This window comes from Kribbella sp. NPDC058245 (assembly GCF_042882005.1).
Taxonomy (GTDB): Bacteria; Actinomycetota; Actinomycetes; order Propionibacteriales; family Kribbellaceae; genus Kribbella.
Map to the genome: position 1 here is coordinate 287411 of NZ_JBHVWY010000006.1, position 12691 is coordinate 300101.

Consider the following 12691-nt stretch of genomic DNA (forward strand, 5'->3'; position numbering starts at 1 on the left):
GGAGCGCGCAGCCACCGAGCTGCCGACCAGTACGTCGTACTTCGCTCCCGCCCCGCCGGTCTCGAGTTCGAGCTGGCGCACCGACCAGACCGCGAGCTGGAACAGCGGTCAGTACCACCCCGAGCCGGAGCCCGAACCGGTTCGGGATGAGCAGCCGTCGTACAGCCGGCCCGAGCCTGCACCCGAGCGTCCGATCGAACCTCCGGTGGAGAGTTCAGTAGAACGAGTCGCCGAGCAGCAGCCGATCGAACGGGCACCGGAGCCCCACACGCAGAGCGCACCACCGAGCCCACCCCAGAGCGCACCACAGCAAGAAGCGAGTGCAACACCTGGCGCGACACCGAACACGGCACCCGACTGGGGTGTCAGCGGTGGACCGGCCTCCGGGCCGATGCGGAACGAAGGTGATGGACGTGCAGAGGCCGACAGCACCATCCCGAGCAACCCAGCCCCAGCCCCAGCCCCAGTCGCCGCTCCGGCCCCGGCTCAGGTCGCTGCCCCGGCTCCGGCTCCTCGGGTCGAACCACCGGTGCGCGCCGAAGCGGCTGCACCCGTGATGGATCTCGGTGACGCCTGGACCCGGGTGCTGGCCGGCCTGCCGCCGAACCAGCGCGCCTGGCTGACCAACTCACGCCCGGTCACGCTGCACGAGAGCACCGCCATCGTCGCCGTACCGGATGACTTCACCCGGGGTCAGCTGGAGACGCGGTTGCGGCCTGACCTCGAGCGGATCCTGTCCGAGAGCTTCGGCCGGGACATCCGGATCGCCGTCACAGTCGACCCGTCCCTCGATCCCGAGCTACAGCCGCAGGCCCCGCCGGCGCCGGTCGTCCGGGAGCCGATGCGGACCGAGGGCTCGTACCAGCCGACCATCCAGTCCGCGCTGACCGATCCCGACCAGAGCCACCAACAGCCCTACGCCCAGCCGACACATCAGCCGATGTCGCAACCGCGGCAGGAGCAGGCGCCGACGTACGAACAGCAGCAGCCCGCCGCGCAGCAGTACGCACCGCAGCCGAACCAGCCGTTCGGTCAGCCGGCACAGCAGCCGTTCGGTCACCAGTCCGGGCCGGACGGTCGCCCGCCGGGTGCACCGGCACCGGCCCAGCCGGCCACCGAGGCACAGGGCGAGGCGCGGCTCAATCCGAAGTACACGTTCGAGACCTTCGTCATCGGTAGCTCGAACCGGTTCGCGCACGCGGCCGCCGTCGCTGTCGCCGAGGCACCGGGCAAGGCGTACAACCCGCAGCTGATCTACGGGGACTCCGGTCTGGGCAAGACGCACCTCTTGCACGCCATCGGCCACTACGTCCGCAGTCTCTACACCGGCGCCCGCGTCCGGTACGTGTCGAGCGAAGAGTTCACCAACGACTTCATCAACGCGATCCGCGACGACAAGGCGTCCCAGTTCCAGCGCCGGTACCGCGATGTCGACGTCCTGCTGATCGACGACATCCAGTTCCTCGAGGGGAAGATCCAGACCCAGGAGGAGTTCTTCCACACCTTCAACACCTTGCACAACGCGAACAAGCAGATCGTGATCAGCTCCGACCGGGCGCCGAAACGCCTGGAGGCGCTGGAGGATCGGCTGCGGAACCGGTTCGAGTGGGGCCTGATCACCGACATCCAGCCGCCCGACCTCGAGACCCGGATCGCGATCCTGCGGAAGAAGGCGGCCACCGAGCGGCTGACCGCGCCGCCCGAGGTGCTGGAGTTCATCGCGTCGAAGGTGCAGACCAACATCCGTGAGCTCGAGGGCGCACTGATCCGGGTCACCGCGTTCGCCAGCCTGAACCGGCAGCCGGTCGATCTGAGCCTGGCCGAGATCGTGCTGAAGGACCTGATCCCCGAAGGCAGCAAGCCCGAGGTGACGGCCAGCATGATCATGGGCCAGACCGCGTCGTACTTCGGGTTGTCGATCGACGACCTGTGCGGATCGAGTCGCAGCCGGGTGCTGGTGACGGCCCGGCAGATCGCGATGTACCTGTGCCGCGAGCTGACCGACCTGTCGCTGCCGAAGATCGGGCAGCAGTTCGGCGGCCGCGACCACACCACGGTCATGCATGCCGAACGAAAGATCCGGCAGTTGATGTCCGAACGGCGCTCGGTCTTCAACCAGGTGACCGAGCTGACGAACCGGATCAAACACCAGGCGAAACAGCAGTAGCCGGCCCACCCTGGTGACCACACAGGTTGGGGACACAGCTGTGGAAAACTGTGGAGAACCTCGGTGTGTGTTGTGGACGCCCTGTGGGGACAGAAAAGTTCATCCACGGCCGTCAACAGACGAAGCGGTGGCCGTCCACATGGCGTACACAGGCCAATTCGGTGTCTGACCTGCGAAGTCTCCGGTTTCCCACAGGATCCACAGGTGCTAAGAACCTTATGGAACCTGTAGAGGAATCTGAGTCCACAAATTGAACGAACGGCCCAACCTGGGGAAAACCTCGTCTCGCGTCGATTGCCGAGACCTGTCAGGCTGGGTCCCCCGCACCACCCACAGACCCCTTCAGCAGACGCAGACGCGACCCGCCCGAAAGCGCCACGTCATCCCCGATGGGCAAACACCACCCGTGCACGTGGCAGGATCTGCCTGGCACCCAGCCGAATCAGGAGGCACCCCGCGGTGAAGTTTCGCGTCGAGCGCGACGTACTGGCCGAGTCGGTGGCCTGGGCCGCGCGTAGCTTGCCCAGTCGTCCGAGCGTTCCGATCCTTGCCGGCCTGCTGGTCGAGGCCGGGGACGGACAGATCACCCTGTCCGGCTTCGACTACGAGACCTCGGTCCGCGTCACCGTGCCCGCACAGGTGGCGGACACCGGCAAGTGCCTGATCTCCGGCCGGCTCGTTGCCGACATCTCCAAGAGTCTTCCGAACCAGCCGGTGGACTTCTCCGTGGACGGCGCGAAGGCACAGGTCACCTGTGGCAGCTCGCGGTTCACGCTCCAAACGCTTCCCACAGAGGAATATCCGGCTTTGCCGGACCTTCCCGCGGCCAGCGGAACCATCAAGGCCGACGTCTTCGCGCAGGCGGTCTCGCAGGTGGTCACCGCGGCCGGCCGTGAGGACACTCTCCCGGTGCTGACCGGTGTGCGGGTCGAGATCGAGGGATCGACGATCTCGCTGCTCGCGACCGACCGCTACCGGCTGGCCATCCGCGAGCTCCAGTGGAACCCCGAGTCCCCCGACGCCTCGGCCGCCGCATTGGTGCCGGCCCGCGTGCTGTCGGAGACCGCCAAGGCGATGACCGGTTCGGACGTCACGGTCTCGCTGGCTGCCCCTGGCTCTGGTGACGGCATCGTCGGCTTCGAGGGCGAGGTGTCCGGGGGCAACCGCCGGGCCACCACCAGGTTGCTCGACGGCGAGTTCCCGAAGGTCCGCGGCATCATCCCGACCGACGCCGCGATCGCGACCCGGGTCCGGATCGAGACCGCCGTACTGGTCGAGGCCGTCAAGCGCGTCGCCCTGGTCGCCGAGCGGAACGCTCCGGTCCGGCTCACCTTCGCCGAGGACAGCGTGACGCTGGATGCCGGCAGCGGTGACGAGGCGCAGGCATCGGAGTCGATCGAGGCCCGCGTCGTCGGCGAACCGGTGACCGTCGGCTTCAACCCGACGTACCTGCTCGACGGCCTCGGTGCGATCGGTACGCCGGTTGCTCACCTAGCGTTCACCCAGGCCACCAAGCCGGCCGAGCTGACCGGCGTGCGAGACTTCGAAGGTGACCCGATCAGCGAGTTCCGGTACGTGCTGATGCCGGTCCGCCTGAACAGCTGAACGCCAACAGAACAAGGGGATTCACGATGGAGCTCGGCCTTGTCGGTCTCGGCAAGATGGGCGGCAACATGCGCCAGCGGATCCGCAACGCTGGTCACACGGTTGTCGGCTTCGACCACAACCAGGAGATCTCCGACGCGACGGACCTGGCCGACATGGTCGGCAAGCTCACCGCGACGGACCAGCCGAAGGTCGTCTGGGTGATGGTGCCGGTCCAGGCCATCGACCCGGTCGTCACCGAGCTGGCCGAGCTGCTCTCCCCCGGCGACATCGTGATCGACGGCGGCAACAGCCGCTGGACCGATGACACCCGCCGGGCCGCACAGCTGGCCGAGAAGGGCATCAAGTTCGCCGACTGCGGTGTCTCCGGCGGCGTCTGGGGCCTGGAGAACGGCTACGCGCTGATGTGCGGCGGCGAGAAGGACACCATCGCCACCGTGATGCCGGTCTTCACCGCGCTCAAGCCCGAGGGCGAGTTCGGTTTCGTGCACGCCGGCAAGGTCGGCGCGGGCCACTTCTCGAAGATGGTCCACAACGGCATCGAGTACGGGATCATGCAGGCGTACGCCGAGGGCTACGAGCTGCTCGAGGCCGCGGACATCGTCGACAACGTGCCGGAGGCGTTCCGCTCCTGGCGCGAGGGCACGGTGATCCGGTCCTGGCTGCTCGACCTCCTGGTCAACGCGCTCGAGGACGACACCCACCTGGAGAAGATCCGCGGGTACGCCGATGACTCCGGCGAAGGGCGCTGGACCGTCGAGGCCGCGATCGACCACGCCGTACCGGTGCCGGCGATCGCGGCGGCGCTGTTCGCGCGGTTCGCGTCCCGGCAGGACGACTCGCCGGCGATGAAGGCGATCGCCGCGATGCGCAACCAGTTCGGTGGGCACGCCGTGAAGGGTGCCGACGCGGCCGACCCGTCGTACGCGACACCGCCGATTCAGCACTGAGGTGTATGTCACCGCCCTGGGTCTGCTCGACTTCCGGTCCTACCACCAGGCGGAGGTCGAGCTCGCTCCGGGCGTGACGGCCTTCGTCGGGCCGAACGGGCACGGCAAGACCAACCTGGTCGAGGCGATCCACTACACCGCGACCCTCGGTTCGCACCGGGTGGCGACCGACGCACCGCTGGTACGGGCCGGCGCTCCCCGGGCGATCGTGCGGACCGAGATCCGCAGCCAGTACGACCGCGACGTCGTGGTCGAGCTGGAAATCAATCCTGGGAAGGCAAACCGGGCCCGGATCAACCGCTCGCCGGTACCGCGGCCACGGGAAGTGCTCGGATTGCTCCGGACCGTGCTGTTCGCGCCGGAGGATCTCGCCCTGGTGAAGGGCGACCCGTCGGAACGGCGGCGCTTCCTCGACGAACTGCTGACGCTGCGCGCGCCGCGGATGGCCGGGGTTCGCTCGGACTACGACCGCGTGCTCAAGCAGCGAAACTCCTTGCTACGCAGCGCTTCCCAGGCTCGCCGGCAGAATCGGACGAGTGCCGCCGAGGGACAGCTCCGCACCCTCGAGGTGTGGGACTCGAACCTGGCGCGGACCGGTGCCGAACTGCTCGCCACCCGGCTTGAACTGCTGGAAGCCCTGCGCCCGTTGACGGCTGACGCGTACGACGCCGTTGCCCGCGGCAAGGGTGATGCGCGGCTCGAGTACAAGTCGTCGATCCCGCTCGAGCCCGGTGTCACCTCCCGCGAGCAACTGGCCGAGGTCCTGCTCGCCACGGTGCACGAGAAGCGGCAGGACGAACTCGACCGTGGAGTGTCGCTCGTCGGCCCGCACCGCGACGACGTCGTACTGGGTCTTGGGGACTTGCCCGCGAAGGGGTATGCGAGTCACGGTGAGTCCTGGTCGTATGCGCTCGCGCTGCGACTGGCGTCGTACGAGCTGCTGCGGGCGGATGGGGGTGAACCGGTGCTGATCCTGGACGACGTCTTCGCCGAGCTCGACACCAGTCGTCGCGACCGGTTGGCTGAGCTCGTCGCCCCGGCTGAGCAGGTGCTGGTGACCGCTGCGGTCGGCGCGGACGTGCCCGCCGAGCTCAGTGGAGTGCGCTTCGACGTCGGCGACGGGACCGTCCGTCGTGCCTGAACCCCGGAATTCCTCTGAGAGCGACGACGAGAGCGCCGTTGCTTCGGAGTTGCCGGAGACTGAGTTTTCGCAAGAGGCAGAGCACGACAAGCAGGGACTGGACCTGGCGAAGTCGCTGGCCGGGCGGCTCAAGCAGCAGGCGGCCAATGGCGGTTTCAAGCCGGTCAAGCGCCGCCGCCGGCCGCGTATCGAGGGCGCGCAGATCAGCAGTGCGCGCCCCGACGACCGCGACCCGCAGAAGCTGACCAACACGCTCGGCCGGCTGATGCGCGACCAAGGCTGGGAGGTCGACGTCGCCGTACATGGTGTGATGGCTCGCTGGCCCACCATCGTCGGCCCCGAGACGGCGCAGCACTGCACGCCGGAGTCCTACGAGAACAACATCCTGACCGTCCGGACGTCGTCCACGGCCTGGGCCACGCAGCTCAAGCTCCTGGCCCCTGACCTGGTACGGCGCCTCAACGCGGAACTCGGCGAAGGAACCGTCACCGTCGTCAACGTCCAAGGCCCCCACGCCCCCAGTTGGCGCCGCGGCCCCCGCACAGTCCGCGGCGGCCGCGGTCCAAGAGACACATACGGCTGATCGCTCACAATCTGTGATCTGCCTGTCATCCTGAGTGATTAGCGTTGCTGACCATGCGACGTCTTCTGGCAGTCTCAGCGGCCGTGGCCCTGTGCGCGGTCCCGCTCACGGCATCAGCGGCCCCCGGCGGTAGCGGCTGTACGACGGCCCGCGGCACGGCCAACCTGCTGTCGGACCGAGGCGACCATGTCGTGGGCACCTACACCCAGACCGTCCTGTACTGCTGGAGTTGGGTCGGCAAACCGTCGCAGTACACGATCGACTCGACCAAACGGTCGGCCACCTGGAACGTCCGGAAGAACGATGAGCGGTGTGGGGCCGAGGTCTTCGGGCAGTGGGACGGGAATCCCAAGCGGGGCGCCGACGCGATCAAGAAGTGGTCGGTCAAGACGTGGGACTCCACGATGGGGCACGACTTCACCTGGAACCTCTTCATCCAGACGTACCAGGATGACCACCACTGCACTTTCAAGTTCTACGGGAAGCAGACCTGGCGGCCGCGGGTGGTGCTCCGGCTGACACTGCCGAAGCCCAGTGTGGTGAGTGCGCGAGCGGTTCGCCCCGGCTAGCCGCGTGGGGCCCGGTCGCCCCGGGATGACCTAGGATCATGCGCGATGCGCACCCTGGTCGATGGCTTCCGCGAGATGGTCCAGCTGATCGGAGACACGTTCCGGCTCTGGTGGCGGAACCTGCTGCCTCTGACCACCTGGTGGTTGGTGGGGTACGCGGGCTTCAAGGCCTGCACGCGGGCGGCGGTCTGGCTGGACGAGCATGCGCACGGGAGCGTCGGCGTCGGCGTCTTCGCGGTTGGTGTGCTGATCCAGATCACCGCTTCGATCGGCATGATCCGGACCTGTGCGAGTTCGCTGTACCGCTGGCGGGACGCTGCCCGGAACAAGTCCGAGGAGACGTCGGACCCGACGCAGCAGGGTTTCCTCGAGCTGATCGCGGTCACGCTGCTGCCGCTGGTCGCGGTGTGGTCGGCGTGGGGCTTCCTCGAGGGGCAGGTCACGGAGCTGTCGACGAGCAACAGCGTCGAGCGCGGTCTGCAGGCGGGATCCGCGTTCTTCGAGCTGAACAACGGTGCCTGGCACAAGTACCTGCCGGCGATCGTCATCCTGCTGGTACTGCGGCGAGCCCTGCAGGCGGTCGACGACAAGTGGCCGAGCCGGCCGGTCAAGTTCGCGCAGGTCTGGGCGGAGTCCTTCTTCCTGCTGCTCACCGTCGTCGTGTCCTCCTACGCGATCGACGACGCCAAGAACTGGTTCCGCGAGCGCAACTTCTGGTACTGGTCGGTGGACTGGTGGGACGGCTGGAAGGACTTCTGGGCCCACATCAAGATTCCGCTGCCGGCCGGCATCGAGTTCCTCTGGGGATTCGCCTGGGACACCCTCTGGCCGTTGTTCAAGCTGGGCGTCGCCGAACCGCTGACCTGGCTGGCGATCACGACCGTGGTATTCGGGCACCGGGTGCTGTCGAGCAAGGGTGTGTTCACGGGCACTCGGCTGGAGCGACGGTTCGGCACCCGGGTCGCACCGGACGCGCCGCAGCCGAACCGGTTCGTTGCCCTGACCAACAAAGCGCCGGACCTGGTGCTCGGCGGATTCCGGGAGAAGTTCTACCCGACGCTGAACGCGTTCCGGCTGCTCGTCCGGGTCGGTCCGGTCTTCCTCGGTGTGGTCTGCATGCTCTACACGGTCTGGCTGCTCGGCGACGACTGGCTGTTCGTGCTGATCCAGCGCGCGATCGGGATCCACGGCCAGCGCTGGGGTCTGATGAACCACGAGATCGCCGATCTGATCCGCAGCCTGATCTTCGAGCCGATCCGGATCGCCTTGCTGGCAGCGGCGTTCGACCTGTGCATCTCGGTCGGCAGCGAGCGCCGTACCGAAGCGGCCGCGGCGAAGAAGCCCGCCATACCGGTCCCTGCCTGAAGCCTCAGAGCGTGATCAGGAACCGCTCGTAGTCGTCGCGATTGGTGACCAGCAGACCCTGCAGGTGCGGCACGGCCGCCTGCGGTACGACGAAGATCTGCGCGATCTTGTTCGCCTTGTTCCGGACCATCGGGTGGTCGTCGTCGGAGCAGCTCGTCGGTACCGGGAAGTCGAAAGCGTTCGTCGTCGCCCAGATGTTCCCGCGGTCGTCGCGCAGGCTCGCGCCGCACAGGAAGCCGCCGTCCTCCAGCCGCAGGCCGTCCAGCGGGGTGACCCGCAACTGGGCGACGACGATGACCGCGCCGGCCGGCTTGTTGACCGAGATCTCCTTGCCCTTGGCGTCGACCAGGCGGGTATAGACGGTCATCGAGTCGAGTTGCCAGCCGACCTTGCCGATGGTGACCGGACCCTTGTCGATCACGTGCTCGATCGCGCCGTCGTTGTAGTTCTGTTCTGGATCGCCGAGGTACGTTCTCAGCATCAGGAAGCAGCTGGTGGCCAACAGGACCAGCAGCAAGGAGATCTGGGCCGCCAGCCGGGCGGCGCGGTTCGCGCTCTTCACGAGGTCACCCGGACATCCTGCTCGGGGAGCACGTACTGATCCACGGCCTTGTCGAGCAGTTGCTGGGCGGTTGCGGCACCGGGGATGCCGAGATCGACCGACACCTTGCGGTTCAGCACGTTCCAGAACTGCTGCGGCTTGACGTTCAGAGTGAGGCCCTCGAGCTGGGTCGGGTCGACCTCGAAGACGATCGCGCCGGAGGTCGTGAAGCCAGCGGCTCCGAACTCGATGTCGGAGTATGTCAGCCCGATCGGTGCGTAGGTGGCGTCCCCGTCCGAGGTCAACGTGGGCAGGGGGCTGTCCGGCTTCTCGATGCCACGGGTGCTCTCCCACTCCAGTGCGACGAACACACCGTTGGTCTCGATCGGCTTGTCGTCCGACGACGAGTTCGCGTCGAGCACCGACTTGGCCAGCTGCATCCGGACGACGGTCAGCGACGCCTCCCGGCCGAACTGCAGCGGCTGACCGATGGTGCCCTTGCTGATCTCGATGTTCTGTTCGTCGAACACATGGTCGGGGGTGGCCAGGCGGGTCAGGCCGCCGAGTACGACGAAGAGGACGCCGACCAGGATGGTCGCGGGGCGGTAGAGCTTCACTCCTAGTTCTCCTCGTCCTTGATCACGACGGTCGGCTTCAGCCGGACCACGGCCGCTGCCTCGGGCGAGTGCCAGTACGGGTCCTCGTCGGCGCCGAGCAGCCCGTTGTCGGAGATGTACTGCTCAGCGAGGATGCCGACCTCGATCTGGTCCGCGCTGAAGTCCGGCTCGATCTCGAACTTGGTGAAGCAGCTCTCCGACGGCAGCCCGTAGACGATCACCCAGCCGATCTCGTTGCGGCAGGTGGCGCCGTTGGACTTGACCAGGTCCTTGCCGCCACCGGGGACCAGCCGGACCAGGTCGCCGTTCAGGTAGCCGCTCTTCTTGTCCTCGGTGTCGATGTTGCGCAGCTCGAAGTAGACGAGCAGCTCGGCCTTGGCGGCGGAGTACTCGGTCTTGGGCTCGCGGACGATCTCCGCCTTGCTGAAGCTGTACTCCCAGCGGCCGGCGGTGACGGTGGCCGGCGCGTCGACGGTGGCGACCAGGGTCGGCACCGAGCGACCGGTCTTCTCCTTCCAGCCGCCGGTGGCCAGGACCAGCAGGGCCAGTACGACGACGGCCGCGATGACGATCAGCCAGATCCGTCGATGCCGCCGGATCACCCGGTCGGCGATCAGGTCGTCGATGACGTCGTCGAGACTCTCCACGGCAGCGATCCTAAGGGGCGGTGGGTGCGCGCGGGGCGGTCTGGACCGGTCCGGACGGAGCGCCGCCGTACCGGGTCAGTGGTGAAACTGCCGGAGGCCACTGAGCGCCCGTGAGCGCTTTCCGGCCCCCCACCCGCGAGAGGGGACATGGCGAGGAGGGCGAAAAGACGCCCTGAGGTGAGTTTCGGGCGGCTGGTGGCAGGTTCTGCCTTGGTCGACGGGTAAGATAGACCGTGTACGACGAGCTGCGCCCCTGACAACACTGTAGTGGCCGCTCCCACTGTGCCGCGATGCCTCGCGAACGCGGGGTCCGAGGAGGACAACAGCCGGTGACCGACGAGCCGACCGAGATCGACGAAACAACGTCCGCAGAGGACACCGGCAGCGCAGAGCAAGGCATCGAAGAAGAAGCACTACTGACCGAGATCCAGTCCAGCGTCGTCGAGAAGGAGTACGACGCGAGCGCGATCCAGGTCCTCGAAGGGCTCGACGCGGTTCGCAAGCGGCCCGGTATGTACATCGGATCCACCGGTGAGCGGGGTCTGCACCACCTGGTCTACGAGGTGGTCGACAACGCGGTGGACGAGGCGCTGGCCGGCTTCTGCGACAAGATCATCGTCACCCTGCTGGCCGACGGCGGCGTCCAGGTCATCGACAACGGCCGCGGTATCCCGGTCGGCATCGTCGAGTCCGAGGGCAAGCCGGCGGTGACCGTCGTACTGACTGTTCTGCACGCCGGCGGCAAGTTCGGCGGCGGCGGGTACAAGGTCTCCGGTGGTCTGCACGGCGTGGGTGTCTCCGTCGTGAACGCGCTGTCCAACCGGCTGCAGGTCGACGTCCGCACGGGCGGCAAGGCCTACACCCAGACCTTCACCATCGGTGTCCCCGACGAGGACCTGGCCGAGGTCGGTACGGCGGACTCCACCGGCACCACGATCACCTTCTGGCCGAGCCCGGACGTCTTCGAGACGACGGTCTACTCGTACGAGACGCTGACCACCCGCTTCCGGGAGTACGCGTTCCTGAACAAGGGCCTCGAGCTGGTCATCCGCGACGAGCGGCCGGACCACACCGAGGACGGTCAGCCGGTCGAGCAGTCCTTCAAGTACGAGGACGGCCTGGTCGACTACGTGAAGTACCTGACCGGCATCCGCGAGACCGTGCACCGCGACGTGATCGCGTTCGAGGCCGCGCAGGCCGACGGGTCGCTGAGCCTCGAGGTCGCGATGCAGTGGAGCGGCTCGTACCAGGAGTCCGTGCACACCTTCGCGAACACGATCAACACCCACGAGGGCGGGACGCACGAAGAGGGCTTCCGGGCCGCGCTCACCTCGCTGGTGAACTCGTTCGCCGAGGACCAGGGCATGATCAAGAAGAAGGAGGACAGGCTCACCGGTGACGACATCCGGGAAGGCCTGACCGCGATCATCTCGGTCAAGCTCGGCAATCCGCAGTTCGAGGGCCAGACCAAGACCAAGCTCGGCAACACCGAGGTGAAGGGCTTCACCCAGCGGGTCGTCAACGACCGGCTCGGCGCCTGGTTCGAGCAGAACCCGGCCGAGGGTCGCGACATCATCCGCAAGGCCACCGCGGCCGCGAGTGCCCGGATCGCCGCCCGCAAGGCGCGCGAGCTGGCCCGCAACCGCAAGGGTCTGCTGGGTGGCGGCGGGCTGCCGGGCAAGCTGTCCGACTGCCAGTCGACCAACCCCGAAGAGTGCGAGGTCTACATCGTCGAGGGTGACTCGGCCGGTGGCTCCGCCAAGGGTGGCCGGGATCCGAAGTACCAGGCGATCCTGCCGATCCGGGGCAAGATCCTGAACGTCGAGAAGGCCCGGATCGACCGCGTCCTGCAGAACAACGAAGTCCTGGCGATCATCTCCGCCCTCGGGACCGGCATTCACGAGGACTTCGACGAGGAGAAGCTGCGGTACCACAAGATCGTTCTGATGGCCGACGCGGACGTCGACGGTCAGCACATCCGCACGCTGCTGCTCACCCTGCTGTTCCGGTTCATGCGTCCGCTGATCGAGCGCGGTCACGTGTATGCCGCGCAGCCCCCGCTGTACAAGATCCGCTGGAGCAACCAGACGCCCGAGCTCGCCTACACCGAGCGCGAGAAGGACGGGCTGCTCGAGGCCGGCATCGAGGCGGGCAAGAAGCTGCCGAAGGACAACGCGATCCAGCGCTACAAGGGTCTGGGCGAGATGAACGCGCAGGAGCTGTGGGAGACCACGATGGACCCGGCCAACCGGGTGCTGCTGCAGATCACTCTGGACGACGCGGCCCGCGCCGACGAGACCTTCGCGACCCTGATGGGTGACGACATCGAGGCTCGCCGGAACTTCATCCAGCGCAACGCCAAGGACGTCCGGTTCCTTGACATCTGAGTGCAGCGGGCCCCCACCCGCGGGGGCGCTCCCCCCCCCCCCCCCCCCCCCCCGACGTCCTACGTCTTGCCCCAAAAGGGAAAGCACCACAGGACCAAGAACCCAACTTTTCCTTTCCA

11 protein-coding genes are annotated in these 12691 nt (G+C 67.3%); 8 read left to right on the forward strand and 3 right to left on the reverse strand.

Annotated features, from left to right (window positions below; translation table 11 throughout):
- Window positions 1–391 precede the first annotated feature (391 nt).
- The 7 genes from dnaA (at window position 392) to ACFVWG_RS16435 (ending at window position 8380) form a co-directional block, all read left to right on the forward strand.
- Window positions 392–2167, forward strand: coding sequence for a chromosomal replication initiator protein DnaA (gene dnaA / locus ACFVWG_RS16405; RefSeq protein ID WP_391544382.1), 1776 nt, complete (start codon window positions 392–394; stop codon window positions 2165–2167).
- A 459-nt stretch (window positions 2168–2626) separates the two neighbouring features.
- On the forward strand, window positions 2627–3772 hold the full coding sequence (gene dnaN / locus ACFVWG_RS16410; RefSeq protein ID WP_391544111.1) for a DNA polymerase III subunit beta: 1146 nt from the start codon (window positions 2627–2629) through the stop codon (window positions 3770–3772).
- A 26-nt stretch (window positions 3773–3798) separates the two neighbouring features.
- On the forward strand, window positions 3799–4722 hold the full coding sequence (gene gnd / locus ACFVWG_RS16415; protein WP_391544112.1) for a phosphogluconate dehydrogenase (NAD(+)-dependent, decarboxylating): 924 nt from the start codon (window positions 3799–3801) through the stop codon (window positions 4720–4722).
- A gap of 1 nt (window position 4723) precedes the next feature.
- Entirely contained in the window at window positions 4724–5863 is a 1140-nt protein-coding gene (recF, locus tag ACFVWG_RS16420; protein WP_391544113.1) for a DNA replication/repair protein RecF, read from the forward strand.
- Window positions 5856–6446, forward strand: coding sequence for a DUF721 domain-containing protein (locus ACFVWG_RS16425; protein WP_391544114.1), 591 nt, complete (start codon window positions 5856–5858; stop codon window positions 6444–6446). The genes recF and ACFVWG_RS16425 overlap by 8 nt, the downstream gene beginning before the upstream one ends.
- Before the next feature lie 53 nt (window positions 6447–6499).
- The gene (locus ACFVWG_RS16430; RefSeq protein ID WP_391544115.1) at window positions 6500–7015 is read left to right on the forward strand and encodes a hypothetical protein; all 516 of its coding nucleotides are present in this window, start codon (window positions 6500–6502) and stop codon (window positions 7013–7015) included.
- Window positions 7016–7060: 45 nt separating this feature from the next.
- Complete coding sequence (locus tag ACFVWG_RS16435) at window positions 7061–8380, forward strand: hypothetical protein (RefSeq protein ID WP_391544116.1); 1320 nt, start codon at window positions 7061–7063, stop codon at window positions 8378–8380.
- Window positions 8381–8384: 4 nt separating this feature from the next.
- Here the strand turns inward: ACFVWG_RS16435 and ACFVWG_RS16440 are convergent, their stop codons facing one another.
- Genes ACFVWG_RS16440 through ACFVWG_RS16450 form a run of 3 tightly spaced genes read right to left on the reverse strand, consistent with a single transcriptional unit; the run spans window position 8385 to window position 10185 of the window.
- The gene (locus tag ACFVWG_RS16440) at window positions 8385–8942 is read right to left on the reverse strand and encodes a hypothetical protein (protein ID WP_391544117.1); all 558 of its coding nucleotides are present in this window, start codon (window positions 8940–8942) and stop codon (window positions 8385–8387) included.
- Window positions 8939–9538 carry a hypothetical protein gene (locus ACFVWG_RS16445; RefSeq protein WP_391544118.1) on the reverse strand — a complete coding sequence of 200 codons (600 nt, stop codon included), beginning with the start codon at window positions 9536–9538 and terminating at the stop codon, window positions 8939–8941. The genes ACFVWG_RS16440 and ACFVWG_RS16445 overlap by 4 nt, the downstream gene beginning before the upstream one ends.
- A 2-nt stretch (window positions 9539–9540) precedes the next feature.
- Entirely contained in the window at window positions 9541–10185 is a 645-nt protein-coding gene (locus ACFVWG_RS16450; protein WP_391544119.1) for a hypothetical protein, read from the reverse strand.
- A 290-nt stretch (window positions 10186–10475) separates the two neighbouring features.
- Here ACFVWG_RS16450 and gyrB point away from each other — a divergent pair, with 290 nt between their 5' ends.
- Window positions 10476–12572, forward strand: coding sequence for a DNA topoisomerase (ATP-hydrolyzing) subunit B (gene gyrB, locus ACFVWG_RS16455; protein WP_391544120.1), 2097 nt, complete (start codon window positions 10476–10478; stop codon window positions 12570–12572).
- The last annotated feature ends 119 nt before the right edge of the window (window positions 12573–12691 follow it).

Bases quoted from the DNA above. Each gene is read 5' to 3' on its own strand.
- gyrB (WP_391544120.1), top strand. From the start codon at position 10,476: ATGCCTCGCGAACGCGGGGTCCGAGGAGGACAACAGCCGGTGACCGAC.
- ACFVWG_RS16430 (WP_391544115.1), top strand. From the start codon at position 6,500: ATGCGACGTCTTCTGGCAGTCTCAGCGGCCGTGGCCCTGTGCGCGGTC.
- ACFVWG_RS16435 (WP_391544116.1), top strand. From the start codon at position 7,061: ATGCGCACCCTGGTCGATGGCTTCCGCGAGATGGTCCAGCTGATCGGA.
- dnaA (WP_391544382.1), top strand. From the start codon at position 392: ATGCGGAACGAAGGTGATGGACGTGCAGAGGCCGACAGCACCATCCCG.
- gnd (WP_391544112.1), top strand. From the start codon at position 3,799: ATGGAGCTCGGCCTTGTCGGTCTCGGCAAGATGGGCGGCAACATGCGC.